This is a genomic window from Acidobacteriota bacterium (genome assembly GCA_018001935.1).
Taxonomy (GTDB): domain Bacteria; phylum Acidobacteriota; class JAAYUB01; order JAAYUB01; family JAAYUB01; genus JAGNHB01.
In genome coordinates this window covers 22,304-42,211 of the sequence record JAGNHB010000009.1, presented here as the reverse complement: position 1 = coordinate 42,211, position 19,908 = coordinate 22,304, and the positions used below count along the sequence as shown (strand labels likewise).

General features: G+C 67.0%; 13 protein-coding genes. 4 read left to right on the top strand and 9 right to left on the bottom strand.

Features of this window, described 5'->3' with window-relative positions; all coding sequences use genetic code 11:
* The first annotated feature begins 17 nt into the window (after positions 1 to 17).
* On the top strand, positions 18 to 476 hold the full coding sequence (locus KA419_05555; GenBank protein MBP7865398.1) for a hypothetical protein: 459 nt from the start codon (positions 18 to 20) through the stop codon (positions 474 to 476).
* 367 nt (positions 477 to 843) lie between these two features.
* Positions 844 to 1,422 carry a GNAT family N-acetyltransferase gene (locus KA419_05550; protein MBP7865397.1) on the top strand — a complete coding sequence of 193 codons (579 nt, stop codon included), beginning with the start codon at positions 844 to 846 and terminating at the stop codon, positions 1,420 to 1,422.
* Between the two features lie 64 nt (positions 1,423 to 1,486).
* Here the strand turns inward: KA419_05550 and KA419_05545 are convergent, their stop codons facing one another.
* The 4 genes from KA419_05545 to KA419_05530 form a co-directional block, all read right to left on the bottom strand.
* The gene (locus KA419_05545) at positions 1,487 to 4,144 is read right to left on the bottom strand and encodes a TIGR03960 family B12-binding radical SAM protein (GenBank protein MBP7865396.1); all 2,658 of its coding nucleotides are present in this window, start codon (positions 4,142 to 4,144) and stop codon (positions 1,487 to 1,489) included.
* Positions 4,145 to 4,277: 133 nt separating this feature from the next.
* Positions 4,278 to 5,129 carry a hypothetical protein gene (locus tag KA419_05540; protein ID MBP7865395.1) on the bottom strand — a complete coding sequence of 284 codons (852 nt, stop codon included), beginning with the start codon at positions 5,127 to 5,129 and terminating at the stop codon, positions 4,278 to 4,280.
* Between the two features lie 57 nt (positions 5,130 to 5,186).
* The gene (locus tag KA419_05535; GenBank protein MBP7865394.1) at positions 5,187 to 6,398 is read right to left on the bottom strand and encodes a DUF362 domain-containing protein; all 1,212 of its coding nucleotides are present in this window, start codon (positions 6,396 to 6,398) and stop codon (positions 5,187 to 5,189) included.
* 237 nt (positions 6,399 to 6,635) lie between these two features.
* Positions 6,636 to 7,538 (bottom strand): serine acetyltransferase, encoded by a 903-nt coding sequence (locus KA419_05530; protein ID MBP7865393.1) that lies wholly within the window; start codon positions 7,536 to 7,538, stop codon positions 6,636 to 6,638.
* 211 nt (positions 7,539 to 7,749) lie between these two features.
* On the opposite strand from KA419_05530, the gene KA419_05525 reads away from it, so the two are divergent.
* On the top strand, positions 7,750 to 8,163 hold the full coding sequence (locus KA419_05525) for a hypothetical protein (GenBank protein MBP7865392.1): 414 nt from the start codon (positions 7,750 to 7,752) through the stop codon (positions 8,161 to 8,163).
* A gap of 123 nt (positions 8,164 to 8,286) precedes the next feature.
* A complete protein-coding gene (locus tag KA419_05520) occupies positions 8,287 to 10,494 on the top strand; it encodes a hypothetical protein (GenBank protein ID MBP7865391.1) in 2,208 nt (735 codons plus the stop codon).
* A gap of 15 nt (positions 10,495 to 10,509) precedes the next feature.
* Here KA419_05520 and KA419_05515 read toward each other — a convergent pair whose 3' ends face one another.
* The 5 genes from KA419_05515 to KA419_05495 form a co-directional block, all read right to left on the bottom strand.
* A complete protein-coding gene (locus KA419_05515; GenBank protein ID MBP7865390.1) occupies positions 10,510 to 11,343 on the bottom strand; it encodes an OmpA family protein in 834 nt (277 codons plus the stop codon).
* A gap of 197 nt (positions 11,344 to 11,540) precedes the next feature.
* Positions 11,541 to 14,156, bottom strand: coding sequence for a glycoside hydrolase family 31 protein (locus KA419_05510; GenBank protein ID MBP7865389.1), 2,616 nt, complete (start codon positions 14,154 to 14,156; stop codon positions 11,541 to 11,543).
* A gap of 200 nt (positions 14,157 to 14,356) precedes the next feature.
* Positions 14,357 to 14,884: a GxxExxY protein gene (locus KA419_05505; GenBank protein MBP7865388.1), complete on the bottom strand. Its 528-nt coding sequence runs from the start codon at positions 14,882 to 14,884 to the stop codon at positions 14,357 to 14,359.
* Between the two features lie 212 nt (positions 14,885 to 15,096).
* A complete protein-coding gene (locus tag KA419_05500) occupies positions 15,097 to 16,011 on the bottom strand; it encodes a VWA domain-containing protein (protein MBP7865387.1) in 915 nt (304 codons plus the stop codon).
* 371 nt (positions 16,012 to 16,382) lie between these two features.
* A complete protein-coding gene (locus tag KA419_05495; GenBank protein ID MBP7865386.1) occupies positions 16,383 to 19,547 on the bottom strand; it encodes a TonB-dependent receptor in 3,165 nt (1,054 codons plus the stop codon).
* Between the last annotated feature and the right edge of the window lie 361 nt (positions 19,548 to 19,908).

Genomic DNA, 19,908 nt, shown 5'->3' with positions numbered 1-19,908 from the left:
GGAAAAAGGAGAAGATCATGAAGAAGATCCTGACGATCGCTTTCATAGCGGCCCTGGCCGTCACGGCCTACGCCGCCCCGATGGACACCCAGCGCGAGCTGCGGGCCGCCTTCGAGGACTCCCTGTGGGTCATGCACTCCACCGCGGAGGCGCTGAAGACGGCCCGGACCGCCGAGGAGGCCGCCCGGGCCCTCCACGGCTTCCGCATGGACATGCAGCCCCTGCAGGAGACCTTCCGGCGGGCCGCACAGGCGCTGGGCACGGCCCCGGCCACGGAAGCCGCCGCCCCGGAACGGGACACCCAGGGCCAGTGCGCCGAGCACGCGTCTAAAACGCTGGAAGGCGCCATTCTCGACGCGGTCGCCCGCTTCGGGAACGACCCCGTCTTTATGGAGGCCCTCCTCCAGTTCCAGGCGGAGCCCGACCCCGCCCCGGCCGGCGACACCCCGGTACGCCCGGAGCGCCCGGCCCGCTGAACCGCCATCGTTTGTCTGAGAAAAACGCCGGCTTCCGGGCCGGCGTTTTTTATGTTCGCGCCGCCTGTCGGGCGGCGCATGGTTTCATGCGGGCACCAGCCAGGGCGCCTCCCGGCAGGAGGCGCCCCCAGTACGCGCCGCCTGCCGGGCGGCGCACTTGTTCTGGCGCCTTCCGGCAGAAGGCGCCTCCAGTACGCGCCGCCTGCCGGGCGGCGCACTTGTTCTGGCGCCTCCCGGCAGGAGGCGCCTACTCGATTGCCTCGAGGAGAACCCGCGGGAGTGCCCCTTCGCCGTCGCTTTCGGCTTCGGGTACCTCTGCCAGTGTCCCCTTCGGGTCCACCTCGCCAAGAAACTCGACAAGTGAGGAATGACCGGGATGCCTATCGAAACCCGTGAACTGACTCCCGACCTCTGGCCGCAGGTGGAAGCCCTCTTCGGGGAGAAGGGCGCCTGCGGGGGGTGCTGGTGCCAGGCCTGGCGGATCCGGAAGGGGGAGAAGTGGGACGACGTCAAGGGGGACGTCGCCCGGGAGCGGCTCCGGTCGGGCGTCCTGGACGGTTCGGTGCAGGCCGTCCTCGCCTTCGACGGCGAAAGGGCCGTGGGGTGGTGCACCTTCGGCCCCCGGCGGTCCTTTCCCCGCCTGGACCGGGCCCCCAGCCTGCGCTGTGACGACGCGGACCGGGTCTGGTCGCTCCCCTGCTTCTTTGTCCTTCGCAGCCACCGCCGGAAAGGGGTGGCCGGCGTCCTGCTCGTCCATGCCCTGGGCGCGATGCGGCGTCAGGGGGCGGAGATCGCCGAAGGATACCCCTCGAAGCCGGACCCTTCCGGACGTTACATCGACACCTTCGCCTGGACCGGGACGCTTTCCCTCTTCGAGAAGGCGGGTTTCACCCTGGCCGGGAACCCCGGGGGCGGGCGGCGCCGGGTGCGGAAAATCCTGGGCTGATAACCGGCCCCGAACCCCCCGCGCGAGCGGCGCCTGACCGGCCCGAACCGGGTGCCCCGCGGGGTCACGCCCGGTACAGCCGGGTGCGGGTGGCTTCCCAGGGGCCGTCGTAGCCGGGCAAAACCAGGGACACCCACTCTTCCGGCCGGATCGTGCCGGCGTTGGTCAGGGCGGCGCACAGGTCCACGGCGAGGGCGCCCACTCCCGGCGCGCCGCCGCCGGCAGGGAGTGAGAGACGGGCGTCGAGGATGAAGGGCCGGATGTCCTTCCGGGCGGTTTCACCCTTGCGGGTTCGTTCCACCTCGATCCGGGGTGACGCGAGGAGGTCCCGGATCCTCGCCTCCAGTTGCCGGGTGCGTTCCCCGTCCGGGCCGGGCACCGCGTCGGCCGGAAAGGACACCCGGTAATCGGCCCGGTTGACCCACCCCTCGATGGACGGCGCCCCGTCCGGAAGCCACTCCAGCGCGTGAAAGGTGATGCCCTCCACGGACACGGCGTTGAGCCGCCGGAGCCAAGCGTCCCGTTCGGGGGCCTTCTCCAGGGCCCACCCGTCAAGGTAATCGGACGCCGCGGCGACCCCGACGCCCAGGGCCGGAGAGAAGCCCAGGACAGGGTGGGGGTGAAACCCCTCGGAATACCGGATCGGCATCCCGGAACGGCGCAGGGTCCGCTGGAGCACCCGGACCTGGTCCAGGTGCGACAGCCAGACGGCCGGGCCCGAGCGGGAGAAGGTCAAGCGGAAGGGTTTGGCTTCCGACGGGCCCGGGGCCGGGTCAGCCGGCCGGTTTTCCCCGGGGGGTGCCGGCCCGAGGGCCTCCGCCAGGAACCGGGCGTTTTCGGCACTTCTCCGGGCCAGGTCCGCGGGTGTGCACGCGGCGCCGCAGTCCCGGCATCGGAACCGGAGCCCTTCCCCGGGTGCCGGTCCCGCGGATTCGGAGACACAGGCGGGCGTGAGCCGGCTCGTGAGGGCGGCGTCCCACTCAGTGCGAAGCCAGTCGGTGCGTGCGCCCAGGTCCACGTGGGACCAGGGGGTCGGGGTGTCGGGGTCCAGGGCGTCCAGCCAGGTTCGGGGGCCGACCCCGACAGCTTCGAAGGCCGCTTCCCAGGCTTCCGGACGGAAAACTTCGTTCCAGCCGTCGAAGCGGGCGCCCCGCCGCCAGGCTTCGGCGACGACGGCCGACACTCGGCGGTCGCCCCGGGAGAGGACCCCCTCCAGCCGGCTGACGACGGGGTCGTGCCACTTCAGCTTGACGGCGCGGTCCCGGAGCCGTCCCCGCAGCAGGGAGACCTTCCGGGCCAGTTCGGCCGGGGGGTCCATGGCGGCCCACTGGAAGGGCGTGTGGGGCTTGGGCACGAAGGGCGAGACTGAAACGTTCAGGGAGAGGGGCCGCCGGGACACGCCGGGCCCGCTCACCGCGCGGGCCCCGTCCTGGATCTTCCGCACCAGGGCCGCGACGGCCTCCAGGTCCTCGTCCGTCTCGCCGGGGAGACCGATCATGAAGTAGAGTTTCACCAGGTCCCACCCGTGCCGGCGGGCGGTGAAAACCGCCTCCAGGATCTGGTCCTCCGTCAGGTTCTTGTTGACGGCGTCCCGGAGACGCTGACTCCCGGCCTCCGGCGCCAGGGTGAAGCCCGTCTTGCGGTAGTCCGAGACGGCCTCCGCGAGGCGGCGGCTCAAACTCCCCGCCCGGAGGGAGGGGAAGGAGAGGCTGACCTGCCGGCGTTTGAGCTGGGGAGCGAGGATCTGGGCAAGGTCCTCGATGCCCGTGTACCCTCCCGAGGAGAGGGAGGAGAGGGAGACCTCGTCCCAGCCCGTCCCCTCCGGGGCGTCGAGGAGCCAGCGCAGGAGCTGGGAAGCCGGGCGCTCCCGCTGCGGGCGGTAGTAGAAGGAGGCGTGGCAGAACCGGCACCCCTGGTTGCACCCGCGGCTGATCTCCGCGGTGATGCGGTCGTGAACGATCTCGAAGCTCGGGACGAGGGGCTTCGCGGGGAGGGGGAAGGCCGCGAGGTCCCTGACCACCCGCTTGCGGATGGGCAGGGGCAGGCCGAGGGCGGCGGCCGCCTCGCGGTCCACCGTCACCCGCCCATCCCGCTCGGCGAGGGGGTAGAGGGAGGGGACGTAAACGCCGGGCACCCCGGCGAGCCGCTGCAGCAGGCCGGGGCGGTCCCTCTTCCGGCCGGCACGCGCCTCGCGCTCCAGCCGGATGATTTCCGGCAGCGCTTCCTCCCCGTCGCCGATGACCACGGCGTCGAAGAAGTCGGCCAGGGGTTCGGGGTTGGAAACCCCCGGGCCGCCGGCCACCACGAGGGGGTGTCGCCCGTCCCGGTCCGCCGACCGGAAGGGGATGCCGGCGAGGTCCAGGACCGTCAGCAGGTTGGTGGCCGTGAGTTCGTAGAGCACCGAGACGCCCACCACGTCGAAATCGGCCAGCGGGCGGCCCGTCTCGAGCGAGAGGATCGGGTGACGCCGCCGGCGCAGTTGTTCCTCCATGTCGGGCCAAGGGCAGTGGAAGCGCTCCGCCGCCACGGCCGGGTCGGCGTTGAGGAGGTCGTAGAGCAGGTGGGTCCCGAGATGGGACATCCCGATCTCGTACACCTCGGGAAAGACGAGGGCCACGCGGCTGGCGACCCCCGGCCCGGCCTTCCGGACGATGTTGTACTCGCCGCCCGTGTAACGGCCGGGACGGTTCACCTTGCGCAGGAGGTCGGGAGGGTAGTTCATGCGTTCTCCCCGGGGGGTGTCGCCCCGGCCTCTCATCCGTCGCCGGGCGCGCGGAACAAGATAACCGATCGGGTGCGGGCGAACAATAAAAAAAGGGCGCCCTCGGGCGCCCTGGGGGAAAACGCGGGGAAGGTCAGAAGGTGAAACGGACACCGCCGGCGACAGTGTAGTCGCTGATGCTGAACACCGAACGGCGGGCCTTGAGGAGGCCGGTGTCGTCCGCGGAGATCCCGGAGAAGCCGGAAGCGCCGCGATGACCCGACAGGAGCGAGTCGTAGTAGGAGAGGGAGAGGTCCATGCCGCTCAGGGCATAGGTCCGGCCCTCGGGCGTCCCGATGTTGAGGTATTCGCCCTGGACCGGAGAGAGACCGTTCAGACGGCCCGCGCCGGTGAAGACGAAGGAGATGTGCTTGGAGAGGGCGAAGTCGAAACCCAGCGAGCCCAGCCCGCCGATCGTGCGCGGGGACATCACCACGGAGTCCATCAGCGTCCCGGCACGGGGCCGATCGACGACGTTGGGGTTGGTCAGGGCGGGGAAGTAGCCGATGCCCGCCCCGTACGTCACCTTGAGGTTCGGCAGGAGGGACTGCGTGTAGTACATGTTGATCATGGACGGCAGGGCGCCCTCCCGCCGCGTTTCCGTCCCGAGGTCCCGAAGGGGGGAACCGGGGGTGAAATCGGGGGTGGTGACCACGAGCGCGACCGCCGGGAACGCCTTCATCTCCGAGAAGTGGAAGGGTACGGCGAGCCCGTCCGGGCCGTCGAGCAGCAGCTCGCTCTCGAGCCGGGCGATCCGGAACTGCCCCGAGAAGGCGGACCGGAAGGACCGGTCGATGGCGGAGATGTCGTGGAGGGCGTTCTTGAAGTCCCCCATGGAAAGGAACGGCGAAAGGCCCGGCGGAGACCCCGGCACGCCGAAATTGGATCCCTGGGCAAAACCGGCGGCGGCTGCGATCAACGTGAGGATGACGATGCGCCTGATCATGTCGGCCTCCTTCCAGTTGTTGTTACGGCTTGATTATAACCCTATTCGTTTCATGGATCAAGACTTTTTCTCGATCCGCTCGATTTTCGCCGGGTCGGCGATGCCGAGCCCAAGTCGTTGAGCCTCATGAAGATAGTCTGTAAATCGCGGATTCTCGTTCACCGCGATCCCCATGCTTTTTCGTTTGTCCACCATCTCGCGGTGGCAGACCATGTCCAGGGCGAAGGGGTCGGTGGCGAAGTAGAGGGTGTGGTGAGGGTAGACGTACTTCTCGTTCATCATGGGGCCGTCCTCGTACTGTCCGCGGAGGCCGTCGGTGACGTTGAGGACCAGCTTGTCGCGCACGGGCGGCGCGGCCAGCACCTCGGTGCACACGCGGAAGAACAGGGGCGCGTGGAGGCGGCCGGTGTTGCAGACGGCGCCGTAACCGAGGTTCTTGGTGGCCATGGAAATGCCGTTGCCGGTGTTCTTGTAGGCGGCCACGTTGATGATCTTCGTCAGCTTTTTCGTCAGCAGTTTCCCGAAGTAGGAGTGCTCGCCGTTGAACACGTGCTGGTTGAGGTAGAACTCGTCGTCCTTGTAGCCCCGGACGCCCTTTCCCTCGATCCCCTTCGCGAAGTAGAAGACCTCGCGGTCGAAGTTGCCGGCGCTCCGGTGGTTCCCTTCGGCGTCCCGCCAGCTGCTCCCGGTCTCGTCCATCACCTGGAGCGCCTCGAGGCCGACGTCCGGGAAGCGTTTCGCGGTGAAGCCCGCCTCGGTGAGCATGGCCTCGAACCGGTCCCAAATGACGATGTTTTTACCGGGGAGGCCGTTCTCCCTCAGCCAGCGGACGAGCGCTTCCACCACCTCGGGCCGTGTGTTGATGAGGGGGGCCCCCACGGGGTTGACCTTGATCCCCACGATGTCGGTCTTGTCGAAGAGGAGCTTGAAACTCTCCTTGTCGTCTTTGCCGGTGAGGGTGCGGACCCCGGTGCGGACCATGGCGTCCACCACCTTGCCGTTCACCGCGTCTCCCTCGAGCGACGCCGGGTCGACCACCGAGACCACTTTTCCGGGGAAGGGCCCGGGAATGGCGTGCGGGCCTTTTTTCACCTTCATAAAATCGGCGAGGTTGGTCTCGGTGGGCGCCGGTTTGGCCGGCGGGGTCTCCGCCGCGAGGGACGGGACCCCCAGCACCGCCAGGCTCGCGCCGGCCGCCCCCGCGGCCCGGACAAAGTCCCGGCGGCTCCACTCGCCGCGTTCAACGCTCTCAGGCTTTTCCACGCTCATCCGTTTCCTCCTTCCCTGTCGTGTTCCGGGTCGACCTCCGCGTTTCCTTTCATCTTACCGCCAAAGCGAGGATTTGTTGCAGGAGATCCGTCACAACCCGTAAAAAACACCCGCGGAGCACGCGAACGAACGCGAACTGGAAGCCCGTAACCCGAAAAGATCGCAGAATTGCCATGTTCGCGTCGATTGGCGCAATTCGCGGGAAAGCACCCTTTCCCGGCTTTACCCGCGGGGGCGTCACTTCTCCGCGATCTCCATCTCGCTCCGTGCGGTGACGCGCGTCCCCGGGGGGACGGAGTGGGTCAGCCAGACGTTGCCGCCGATCACCGACCCCTTCCCCACGACGGTTTCCCCCCCCAGGATGGTGGCCCCGGCGTAGAGGGTGACGTCGTCCTCGAGGGTGGGGTGACGCTTGCGGCCGGCGTTCTCTTTCCGCACCGAGAGGGCCCCCAGCGTCACCCCCTGGTAGATCTTCACGTTGTTTCCGATGAGGGTGGTCTCCCCGATGACGACGCCGGTGCCGTGGTCGATGAAGAACCCTTCGCCGATGGTGGCCCCGGGGTGGATGTCGATGCCCGTCTCGCCGTGGATGTGCTCGCTCATGATGCGCGGGATCAGGGGGACTCCCTCCCGGTGAAGGAAGTGGGCGATGCGGTGGACGGTGATGGCTTCCATCCCGGGGTAGCAGGTTATGACCTCCTCCCGGCTGCGCGCGGCGGGGTCCCCCCGGAAGGCGGCCTCCACGTCCAGGTTCAGCAGCCGCCGGATCTCCGGGAGCGTGGAGAGAAGGCGGGTGGCGATCCGGTGCCCGGACGCCCGGCATTCGCCCAGGCGGATGCAGGCCTCGCCGTTCCGGCAATGGTGCTCGAGGCTCCGGCAGATCTCGGGCGCCAGGCGCTTGAGCACGAGGGAGCACTTCTCGCCGATGAAGTAGGTGAGGGCCGGCGGGTCCAGGTGCTCGGCGGCGTGAAACCCGGGAAACACCAGTTTCTGGAGGTCGTGCAGGACCTCGATGATCACTTCCGTGGAGGGGATGTTGGGGCCCTCGATGTGGTTGATGTTTCCGATCTCCTCGTAGCTCCGCCGGATGTCGGTCACGATCCGCGAGAGGGACTCCCCGGCTTGCAGCGCCGTTTTCATTCGACTGACCTCCCGTCCCCGGTCGTCGTCCGGCCGGGGACCCTGTGATGGAATGGATGCGCCCGCCGCGGGGTGGTTTCACGTCGTCGGGCCGCCCCCCAGTGTAACCCGCGGCCGGTTTCGGCGCAACCCAAGGAATGCGTTGATCCCGCGCCGGGGGACCGGGTATAATCGCAGCGGCGGACGGTAACCCGCGCAGGGATGGTGTTGGATGAAACCGAACCGGTTCGATATGGCGAGGAGGTCGAGGACAGCGGTCCTCCTGCTGGCGCTCGGGGCGCTCCTCTCCGGGAGTGTGCGGCCGGCCCCGCCGGACGCCCGCCTGCGCAACCTTCACAAGGGGCTCGTCCTCTTCCTGAGCGCCGACTACGTCAAGGCGGAGGCGGCGTTGCGGACACACCTCACCGCCTCGAAGGAGAAGTACGGCCTGGCGGCTTTCCTCCTGGGCGCCTGCCTGACCGCCCGTTCCTTCACCGAGGCGGAGAAGTCCGCCGAACTCCTCGAGGAAGGGACCCGCCGCTTCCGTGAAGCCAAACGGTGGGGGGCTTTCCGCCTTCCCGACGATTTGAAAACGCTGATCTCCCCCCGAATCCTGAACGTTTACTACCGGGCCGGGACCCGGTGAGGGCATCCGGACGCCTGAAGACGGACGTTGCCGCTCACCGGGGGCGGGGGTCGGGGTCGGCGGCGGCCCGGCCCGTTGAACCGGGGCGCGAATGACGACCGAAGCCCGCGAAGGGAGGACCCCATGATCGACCGCCGGTCGGGCGCCGTGCGCATCCTGCTGGTTTCGCTCCTGCCGGCGCTGCTCTTCCTGGCCTTCAACCTCGACCGGTGCCCGGGCGGGCCGCTGCTCCCCCTGGACGACGCTTACATCTACCTCCAGTACGCCCGGCAGCTCGCCCACGGCCAGGGTTTCCACTACACCCCGGGAAACGGGCCCTCCACCGCGGCCACCAGTTACCTCTACACGGCCCTCCTGGTCCCGCTCGCGGCGGTGTTCGGCGACCCCGGCGCCTTCGCCCTCGCCCTGTTCGGGCTGAACCTGGCCCTGTGGGCGCTTTTCCTTGCCGTGGCCTTCGCCTGGATGCGCTGCGCCTCGGGGTCGACGGGGTGGTCCTGGGTCTTCGTCGCGTCCCTGGCGCTCTGCGGCCCGCTGGTCTGGGGGTTCTTCAGCGGGATGGAGATCCCGCTCACGGCCCTGGGGCTGGCCCTCGGGCTGTGGGCCTTCGCCCGCAGGGAACGGGAAGGCCGTTACCCCGGCTGGACGGGGTGGGCGCTCTGCCTGCTGACCCTGTCCCGCCCGGAAGGCCTCGGCATGGCCGCCCTCCTGTGCGTCCTGGCCGCCTGGAACGGTCGCGCGGGGGAAAAGCGGAGGGGGGCGGCCCTGGCCCGGCTCCTCGCCCCCCCGGCGGCGGGCGCGGCCCTGTACTTCGGGCTCAATCTCGCCATCGCGGGAAGCTGGGTGCCGCAGAGCGCCTCGGACAAGCTCAATTTTTTAGCGTACCCGCTGGGGCGTGCGCTCCTGCTGTCCACGGCCTACGTGGTGGACGTGATGAAAGGCCTCCTCGGCGGGACCTACCCCACGGGGGCCCCGGTAGGCTTCGGGGGGACCAAGACGGCCCTCTTCTTCGCCCCCCTCACCCTGCTGGTGGCTGTCCCCGCCGCGTGGGTCTCCGCGTCGTCCTTTCTCCGCTCGCGCCGTTTCGGGGGGGAACTGGCCGCCGGCCTCCTCCTCGCGGTCCAGGTGGGGTTCGTCGCCGTGACCAGCTTGTCCGGGTTCCAGAATCACCGCTACCTGGTCCCCGTCCTGCCCCTGGTGCTCTTTCTCTATTTCCGCTCGCTCCAGTGGGCGGAACGGGGGGGGTGCCCCGATCCCGCCGCCGAGCCCGCGGGACCCGTCGGCGACGTCCCGGCGGGCGGCGGGCCGCGGGGGGACGAAACCCCGCCGCCCCGGGGGGGCCTTCGCCGGCTCGCCCAGGCCCTGGCCGCCTGGCAGTTCCTGTTTTTGGCCCCGTCCCTGCTGTTCTGGGCGGCCGCCTACGCCGTGGAGGCGGGGAACCTCCGGACCCTCACCGACGAGGTGGCGCCGAAACTGCGCGAACTGGCCCCGAAGGGCCCCGTGGCGATCCTGGACGCGGGGGTCATCCCCTACGCCTCGGGCGTCGACATCGTGGACCTGCTCGGCCTGACCACGCCGGGTTTCCGGGGCGCGGCCGCGGACGGGCCCGGGGCCCTCGCCGAGGCCCTGGCCCACCTGCCGGCCGAGCGGCAGCCCGTCTACGCCGCCCTCCAGGACTACACCGGCGTGAGCGCCCCCGCGGACACGGGCTTCCTGAAGGTTCCCGGGAAACGCCCCCTGTGGTCGAGTTCCGGGGTGTACAGCAGCCGGTACGAGATCTGGGACCTTTCGGAGCGAACCTGGTTGAAGACCCCCGCGCCCGCCGTCGCTCTCGGCGGAAGGGCCGGGCGGGAGGCCGACCGGCTGGACGTCGCCTGGCTGCCGGACGAGCGGTCCCACGCCTACGCCGTGGCGGCCCCCGCTCCGGGCGTGATCTACAAGTCCGCCCTCCTGGCGGCCATCCCCGGTGGGACGCCCCGGGTGGAAGGCGGCCGCCTGGTCCTCTCCGGCGAGTCGTTCCGGCTGCGCCCGCCCCGCCCGGGCCCCGCCCTCCTGGTGGTCCGGCTGGCCTTCTCGGGGGAGGTGGACGTGGTGTCGGACTGGCAGACCCGGAGGGTGCGCTTCGACTTCCGGACGGAGTGCCCGCTCCTGTCGGTGAACGGACGGACCGTCCCGGGCACGCTTCACCCGGACCCGCTCCCCGGCTTCGCCCTCGCCGCGTTTCCCCTCCCGGAGGACCTTGCCCGTGGACAGCGCCCGCTTTTCGAATTGAGAGGGGGGTACTTCGCCCTCAGCCACCACCTCTACGACACGGCGTCACCCGCCGGGCGTTGAGCGCTTCCGGGTCCGTCACTGCTTGACCAGCTCGACGCGGCGGTTCTTCGCCTTGCCCTCTTCGGTGGCGTTGGTGGCCACCGGGGCGAACTGGCCGCAACCGAAGGACCGCAGCCGGGCGGCGGCGATGCCGTGGTCCCTGACCAGCGCCTGGAGGACGGCCTCGGCCCGGGCCCGGGACAACTCCAGGTTGCTGTCGATCCCGCCGGCGCCGTCGGTGTGCCCCACCACGAAGATCTTCAGGGCGAGGTCGGTCTTCAGGAGCTTGGCGATCTCGGCGATGACTTCCGTGGACTCGGGCTTGAGGGTCGCCTTGTTGGTGTCGAAGTGGATGCCGTACACTGCCGCATGGCCGGTGGCCCGGAGGTCCTGGGCGAAGACGTCGGCGTTGGCCTGGACGTCCTGCTGCATGGCCCCTTTCTGGACGATGTACAGCTGGTACTTGCCCGTGAACTCGGCCGTCACCTCCACCCAGATCTCCTGGCCGCCCCGGTTGATCCGGAAGGTGTCCTTGCCCTTCTCCCCGTAGACGAGGGTCCCGCCGAGCTGCCCAACGGCGTTCTCGTAGTTGCGCAGGATCTGGATGTCGCTGGGCTTCGTGGTCCAGGTGGCCTGGGGGAGGTAGAAGATGCGCCAGGACGGCCCTTCCACCGTGACCGTCTTCCCCTTGGCGACCACGAAGGGGCGGGAGTCGAACTGCTTTTGGGCGCAGGAGTGGATCCAGTAGCCCGGCATGCGGGTGAAGAGCGGGTGGTCCTTGCAGCCCGTGGCGTCCTTTTGCTCGGCGCGGGCGCCGGCGGGGAGGGCCAGGCAGAGGATCATGGCGAGGAGAGCGAGCGTTTTTTTCATGGTTCTTCCTTTCTTACAGAGTTTTTGAGAGCGCACACCGAGACAGGTTAGAGACAAGCCGGGGATGCCTCACGCAAAGACGCCAAGCCTCGCAAAGAAACGGAAGATCGGACCGGGACCCCTCTGCGAGGCTTCGCGTCTTGTCGCCGTTGCGAGAGACCGAGTCGGCTGCCTCCACCGCGGTTTCGGGCAGACGGTCACTCCAGGGTGATCTCGGCCTCGGGGATGCCGTTGCGGACCGTCAAGGGGTTCGACTTCCCGTTGAACCCCAAATTTTTCAAGCCCTTCCCGGCGCCGTGGAGCCGGACGAGGAGGCGTTTCGGGGCGAAGTCCGGGACCCCCTCGCGCCTGACCTCGAGGGTGGGGTCACCGGCCTTCTCCGTGAGGCTGAACCGGAGGAGCGTCCACTTCCCCTGTTCCACGCAGGCCCGGGTCTTCCCGTCGTCCTGGTAGAGGCGCCCCTCGGCGGTCCCCTGGCCCAGGTAGCAATCCAGCACGATCCGGGAGGCCGGGAAGGCGGCCGTGTTTTCGCCGGGCTCCATGGAAGGCACGATGCTGCCCCCGCGGATGAAGACCGGGATCTTTTCCAGCGGGGCATCGACGTAACGGCTCTCCCCCTTCGATTCCAGGTCGACGCCCGTCCAGAAGTCGTACCAGCGGCCGGCGGGGAGATAGACCGCCCGGCCCGTCGCCCCCGGCTCCGTCACCGGCGCCACCAGGAAGTCGTCGCCCCAGTAGTACTGCTGGGCCGCGTCCCAGGCGGCGGGGTCGGCCTCGTGGCGGAAGAAGACGGGTTGCATCAGGGGCCGACGCTCCTGGAGTGACGTCCGCAGGGAGGTGTAGAGGTAGGGGAAGAGCCGGTACCGGAGCCGGATGCAGTCGACGGCGATCTTCTCCACCTCCGGCCCGAAGGTCCAGGGCTCCTTCGGAATGCACTGCTCGACGAAGAAGTAGTGGGTCCGGAAGAAGGGGCTGAAGCAGGAGAACTGCGTCCAGCGGGCGAAAAGTTCCGGGGTGCAGCGGCCGCCGAAGCCGCCGTTGTCGGCCCCGCAGACGGGGAAGCCCGACAGGTTCAGGCTGAGGAGCAGCTGGATGCTGTGACGCAGCGACGGCCAGTCGCTGAGGATGTCCCCGGTCCAGATGGCACTGTAGCGCTGCCCCGAGGCGAAGGTGTTGCGCATGAGGACGAAGGGGCGGCGCCCGTCGTAGTCCGCCTGGGCCTTCCAGGTGGCCATGCCCTCGTAGAGGCCGTAGGCGTTGTGGAAGAAGCGGTGGGGCACCGTCCCGAAGTCGGGGGAGCGGCTCACCACGTTCTCGTCCAGGGTCCCCTCCACCAGGGGTCCGGGCATCTTGGTGGTCTCGTCGTAGCGGATCATGCTCCAGGCCTTGTTGAAGGTGGCGGGCTCGGACATGTCGTTCTTGAAGGCGTCCACGCCGACGTCGAGGTAGGCGCGGTGGCGGTCGGCCCACCACTGGCGGCACTTCGCCTGGAGGAAGTCGGGGAAGGCCGAGTAGCCGGGCCAGATGTTGTTGGCGTAGAGCTTCCCGTCGAGGGTCTTGAGAAAATAGCCTTCCTTGCGGCCCTCGTTGAAGACCGGGTAGTCCTCGTTGAGCTGAATGCCGGGGTCCACGATGGTCAGGACCTTCAAGCCCATGCCATGGAGCTTTTCGATCATGCCCTTCGGGTCGGGGAAGTGGGCGGCGTTCCAGGTGAAGGGGCGGTACTGGTCCTGGTGGATGATGTCCAGGTAGAAGGCGTCGCAGGGGACCTTCCGGTCCCGGAACTCCCGGGCGAGGTCCAGCAGGCGCTTTTCGGGGAAGTAGGTGTGGGAGGACTGGTGGTACCCCAGGGCCCAGGCGGGGGGCAGGGCCGCGGTCCCCGTGAGGGCCTGGTAATCCGCGACCACGTCCGGGAGGGCCGCCCCCGCGAACAGGTAGAAATCCGCCTGGGCGTTGGCCGTGGAGAAGAAGGACTCGCCGCGGCGGGAGAAGCCGAAGTCGAACTCCACGTCCGAGGCGTCGTCCACGAAGACGCCGCGGGCGCCGTCGCCTTTGCACCGGGTCTGGAGGTAGAAGGGGATGCTGGCGTAGAGCGGGTCCTTGCTCTCGTGGTAGCCGTAGGCGTCGGAGTTCCACATGACGAACTTCTGCCCGGCCCGGTTGAGGGACCCGGCCTTCATGCCCAGGCCGTAGACCCGGTCCTCGGGGTGGAGGGGTGAAATCACGTAGATCCGCCCGTCCTGGCGGGAGTGGACGAAGCGGAAGCGATCGACGCCCTTGCCCCGGGGGACCTCGAGGGAGGCGTCCTTTCGCAGGACGGTGCAGACCGGGGGGGTCGGCGCGCCCCGGGAGGGAGCGAAGAGGGCGATCCGGTCCGGCGAGTCGACGACGTGGAGGGCGAGCGCCTGCCCCGGGTCCTTCACGGCCAGCCCCGGGTGGACGTCGCCGTGGTCGGCGGACTTGCGGCGGGCGACGACGTGGAGGGCCTTCCCTTCCAGGGTGAACCGAAGCGCGAACGCCCCGGTTTCCACCACCACGGCGGGACCGTCGTTCCGGACGTTCAGGACCGAGCCCGCCGGGACGGCCTGGCTCTCGGCCAGCGGGTCCGCCCACGGCGTGGGGAGCTGGATGACGTGCCGCAGGATCAGCGGCGGGATGAAGACCTCGTCCGGGTTGGAGACCTTCATCTCCTTGTAGAGGTCGGTGGTTTTCGGGTCGGCCCCCGCCACCCACCCCCACACGATCGCCAGCACCGCTCCGGCGAAAACAACCCCGCGAAGAATACCACTCACCCGGCGAAAACCATTTCTCATCACGCCTCCATTTCAGCCCGCGAATAACGCGAATTCACGCGAATACCAATCCGAATTTACAAACGATGAACACAACATCTCAAGTCCCTTTCCGGCTCCGGGAAAGCAGGAGAACTATCAGGAAGTACTCGGGAAGGAAAATGGAATCACAGAGCCAATAATACTCAAACCCTTGTATTATAAGACAGACAGCCCGAAGTCTACTCCTCTGTTTCGGCGTTTTGGCCCGATTCGCGAGGATTTGCGTTATTCGCGGGCCAATCCTTCACGTCATTCGCGGGCCAATCCGCCGGGAACTCCGGGGTGTAGCGTTCGAGGGGCTCACGGACGACTGCCTGGCCGCGGGGGGCCGTCAGGACGATCCGCTGGTACTCCAGTTGGGGGTGGTGGCCGAAGTTGAGAAGGATCCCGAGGCGGTATTTGGCGGCGTGGAGGGCGTTCAATGCCTGCGAAACGTGGGCGTCCACCAGCTCGGAAACCGATTTGATCTCAACGAGGATTTTGCCGTAGCAGGTGAAGTCGGGCCGGAATTCCCTGCGAAGCTGGGTGCCCCGGTAATCCGGATGGAAGGCGGGCTGGACCTCGTGGGGGATTCCCTGGAACTTGAACTCGATTTCCAGGCACTCCTGGTACACGGCTTCCAGGAACCCGCACCCCATGCGGTTGTACACCTCGAACGCGGCCCCGACGATGCGGTAGCACTCCTCAGGGTAAATCAACTCGGCCAAGATCCCTCCTGATTGCCCACGAATTCCTGCCCGCGAATAACGCGAATTTGCGCGAATACGGACAGCAGAAAAAAGCGACGATCGGGAAACGCCCGAGACCTGAATTGAAGACAGGCTTTGGCTTACTCCCTGTAACGACTCTGTTTCTGAATTCCCCCTTCTCCTTTCTGATTCGCGTCAATTCGCGTCATTCGCGGGCTAATCCCCTCGGGTTATTTCGAGGGGAGGCGGTAGCTTTTCTTGTGGGTGACCTTCCCGTCGACGCCGGCGAGGCTCACGCTCACGCGGAACTCCTTGCCCGCTTTGGCCTCAGGGGCGGGGAAGCCCAGCACGTAGGTGAAGTGGATCCGCTGGAGCAGGGTGATGAGGGCCTTGGTGATCCCGTTCGCCGTGGTGGGGTAGACGGCCTCGCCGCCGGTGGTGCGGGCCATCTCGCCGACGGACCCCTCGTAGGTGCGGTTGAAGGTGTCGTTGTTGCCTATGGGGAGCCGCATGACGAACATGGGCACCGAGATCTCCTTGAGCTTTTCACGGGTCTTCTCGGCCTCGGTGGTGAAGTCGGCGGTGGTGTAGCGCTTCCGGTAGTTGTAAATCTCGCTGTCGGTGAAGAAGATGACCGCCACGCGGACGTTGTTGTGCTTGATGAAGAGCCCGTTGAGGTTCTCGGCGACGGGGACCACCGCCTCCAGGAAGCCCGGCTTGCCCTTGGTGTTGTAGTTCATGATGGCCTCCTTGAGCTTGGCGGGGTCGCCCGTGTTGTTCTGGAGGACCCGCAGGCCGTCGTTGCACGACATCACCATGACCTGGATGCTCGGGGGAAGCGCGGAGACGAAGTTGCACAGCTCCTTCCGCAGGGCGTCGATGTTGGAGGCGTCGCCGGTGGTGTCCATGACGAAGACCAGGAGGACCGGGCTCTCGGACCCGAGGAACACGCCGGGGGTGACGTCCTTCTTGTCCTGCTGGACCTTGAAGTTCTCCGCCTTGAGCCCCGCAAGCCCCTGGCCGGACCCGTCTTCCGCGAAGACGCCCAGTTTGACGAAGGAGGCCGCCGTCTGTTCCTCGCAGGGTGCGAGCCCGCAGGCGCAGACGAACAGGGCGGCCAGGATCAGGAAACGATGTCGATTCATGGTTTATCACCTCATCAAAAATTTATCGTTCACATCAACCATCGGTATCGGTATCGCTATCGGTATCGCTATCGGGGTCGCTATCGCTATCGGTATCGCAATCGCTCTCGCACTCCCTCCGCCGTCGTCTTCATCCAATCGGTCTGGCTTGGGATCGATGCCGATCGCGATCCGGTTGGCGATAGCAGCGATTGCGACCCCGACCCCGATCCCGATAACGATACTGAAGGGGTGGGAAACGGGGTGGTCGGGACACGCTGACAGATGCATTTTATCCGATCCGGTTCACCCGGCGATGAAAAAAAAGGGATGCGGCCGCGCCGCATCCCTTTTTCGGAGTCCATCCGGCCGAGGCCGGGTCGAACCCTGGGCTAGAAGATGTACTTCAGGGAGAACTGCATGATGCGCCAGCTCGCGTTGCGCGTGCCGGTGATCCGGCCGATGTTGCCGTTCCAGCTCTCGCTGTTGACCGAGGACTCGGGGTAGTTGAACTGGGGCGTGTTCAGGATGTTGAACACTTCCCAGCGGAATTCCAGCTTGGTCTCGGCGAAGATGGGGAAGTCCTTGTACAGGGCCATGTCGATGGTGCGGTAGCGGGGCCCGTTGAGGATGTTGCGGCCCGCGTTGCCGTAGTGGACCGGGTCGCCCAGCTTGTCGTCGAAGGCCGCGTAGTTGAACCAGTGGTCGGGGGAGCGGTCGCCGTAGGGCAGGTTCCCGTCGCCGACGCGGTCGGGGCGGCTGCTGCCCCAGTGGATCGGCAGGGAGCCCATGCGGTTCCAGACGTTGGGGGTGAACCAGCCGCCGGACTCGAAGGTGATGATGCCATTGAGCTGCCAGCCGCCGATGAAGAAGTTGGCCACGGAGCCCACGTCGCTGCCGTACTTGCGGCCCTTGCCGAAGGGCAGGTCCCAGATGAAGCTGCAGCTGAAGCGGTGCCGGATGTCGTAGCCGGAGTTGGCGCGCTCGGCCCTCAGGTTGTAGACGTCCTGGGGCTCGGCGGCCATGCCGCCGGTGCCGTAGCCCGAGATGGCGCCCGGGGAGTCGTCGATGGAGTGGGACCAGGTGTAGGAGCCCAGGATGGCGAAGCCGTTGGAGAAGCGCTTGTCGGCCTTGAGCTGGAGGGCGTGGTAGAAGGAGTTGGCCCGGAACTCGTAGGCCATGATGTTGTCCGTGACGTGGGTGAAGGGACGGGTCCAGTTGTTGCCGTTCACGTCGAAGGAGGCGGGGAAGTTGATGTTGCGGACCCCGCCGAGGAAGGTGCCCCGGGTGCCCACGTAGGAGCCGCTGACCAGCAGGTCGCGGAACAGCTCCCGCTCGAGGGTCAGGTTCCACTGCTGCACGAAGGGGGTGTGGGCCTCGATCTCACGCCACTTCACGAGCCCGCGCGGGTTGGCCGGGTCGGCCGGGGGCGGGTAGGGGATGGCCACGCTCAGGCGGTAAATGTTGGCGCCCCAGGATTCCATCACGTTGGAATAGGGGTAGTTGGAGGAGAGGGAGGTGTCCAGGCCGCCGTTCTCCACGGCGTAGAACACCCCGTAACCGGCGCGCAGGACGGTCTTGCTGTCCTCGGTGAGGGAGTAGGCGAAACCGATGCGGGGGCCGAAGTTGGTGTAGCGGGTCTTCAGGTTGTTGCCGTCCACCATGAACTGGGTGGCTTCGGGCTGCCCCGCGAAGCTGACGAGGTTGAAGTTGGACTCGCGCCCCAGGACTTCCGTGATGGGGGTGAAGATGTCCCAGCGCAGGCCGAGGTTGACGGTCAGGCGGGAGGTGAGCTTCCAGTCGTCCTGGGCGAAGAGGCCCAACTCCCAGGACCGCATGCCGAAGGAGCCGTGGAGGGCGCCCTTGGCAGCGTGGTTGGCCCAGCCGGTGGCGCAGTCGTTGACGCTGTTGAACTCGTAGAAGCCCTTGGCCCACTGCTGCTGGAAGTAGTTCTGCTGGCGGCGGTTCAGGTTGAAGCCGAACTTGAAGGTGTGCTTGCCGGTGATCCAGGTCAGGGTGTCGTTGTAGGAGAAGGTGTTCTCGGGCAGGGTGTAGGGGCCGTAGTCGCCGACCCACTCGAGTCCGTTGACGTTGATCAGGGGCATGCCGGAGGTCAGGTCGTCGAAGTTGACGCCGGGGATGCCGATCTCGTCGGCGGCCATGATGCCGTAGTTGGTGGGGAACCACCCGAGGTGGACCCGGTGGAAGCCGGCGCGGAACTCGTTGACCAGGGAGGGGCTGAAGATGTGGGTCTCGCCGAGGGCGGCGCCCCAGGTGTTGCCGGAGTTGTCGCCCGAGCCCCAGCCCGCGTAGAGCGGGAGCGGGAGCTTGCTGCCCATGATGGTGTGGTCGCGGGCCCAGCTGAAACGGCCGAACATGTTGTCGTTCTCGGAGAAGTTGTGGTCGATGCGGATGTCGAACTGGTCCGACGTCGTGGACCGGGAACGCTGGTTGTCGGCGTACTGGTTCGTCCCGACGTTGGGCAGGGGGAAAGCGTTGAAGTAGTTGATGGCGACAGGGTCAACCACCCCGACATAGTTGGACGGGGAACGCTCGGCGACCGTCGGCACGTTGACGGTGGAGGGCTGCGGGATTCGCAGGCGCAAGCCCTGGTAGTCGCCGAAGAAGAAGGTCTTGTTCTTGATGATGGGCCCGCCGATGGTGAAGCCGAACTGGTTCTGGCGGAGCGGGGTCTTCTCGGCCTGGTCCTGTGGGGCGTTCTTGTTGTTCTCCCAGCTGTTGGCGTCGAAGATCTCGTTGCGGACAAACCAGAAGAGGGTCCCGTTGATGTCGTTGGTGCCCGACTTCAGGGTGGCGTTGACCAGGGCGCCGCCCGCGCGGCCGAACTCGGCCGAGGCATTGGAGGTCTCCACCTTGAACTCGGCGATGGCGTCGAGGTTCGGGAAGATGGAGATGGACCCGACGAAGGACTCGTTGTTGTCCACGCCGTCCAGCATGAAGTTGTTCTGGTTCTCGCGGACGCCGTTGGCGCTCATGGAGGCGTTGCCCGACCAGTAGTAGCGCATGGTCTCCGCGTTGCCGGCCGCGCCGTCCATGGCGCCGTAGGTGCCGCGGGTCACGCCGGGGGTCAGGGTGGCCAACTGGACGAAGTTACGGCCATTGAGCGGCATGCGCTCGATGATCTTGTCGTTGATGACCTGGCCGAGGGTGGCGTCCACCGTGTTGACCTGCATGACGTCGGCCTGGACCGTCACCACGCTGGAGATCGCCCCGACCTTCAGGACGACGTCCGACCGGACGTTCTGGCCGACCTGCAGCCGGATGCCGGTCTGCTCGTACTTCTGGAACCCGTCGAGCGAGGCCTCCAGCTTGTACGGGCCGATGATGAGGGTGGGGAACGAGTAGAACCCCGAGTCGTTGGACAGGCATTCCAGGGTCTGATTGGTGTCCGTGTTGGTCACGGTCACGGTGACGCCCGGGATGATGCTGCCGGACTCGTCGGTGACGGTGCCGCTGAGCGCCGCGCGCTCGCCCGCCGCCATCACCGGTGTCCCAATCGCAAGTACAACCGCGATCAGAAACAACAGTTTGCGCATAATCACAACCTCCCTTGATTGGATATTGGGTCGTTCGCAAAGCCGTGCTGCGTCGAAAAGCAGCCGAAACCAATGCAATAAAGGACTTTTAAAGCAAATTGCATGCCACGTAAACCGAATTTTTATAGTAATGCTTCCGATTCACAAAAAAGTCGTTAGGCGGTTGGGGTCGGGGCGGGCCACACGCTGATTCGACAAAAAATCCAAGAATTTGAATTGATCAAACAAAAATTTGAATTCCGTCCGGCGGCGTGAGTGGCGGGCGAAATACATGCTTAAACTATAGGTCTATAAGTGGTTATTGCGGAGTTGGTCCGTTGGGGGGCTGGGCTAGGCCCCGTCTTTGCGGACAGGGAAATCC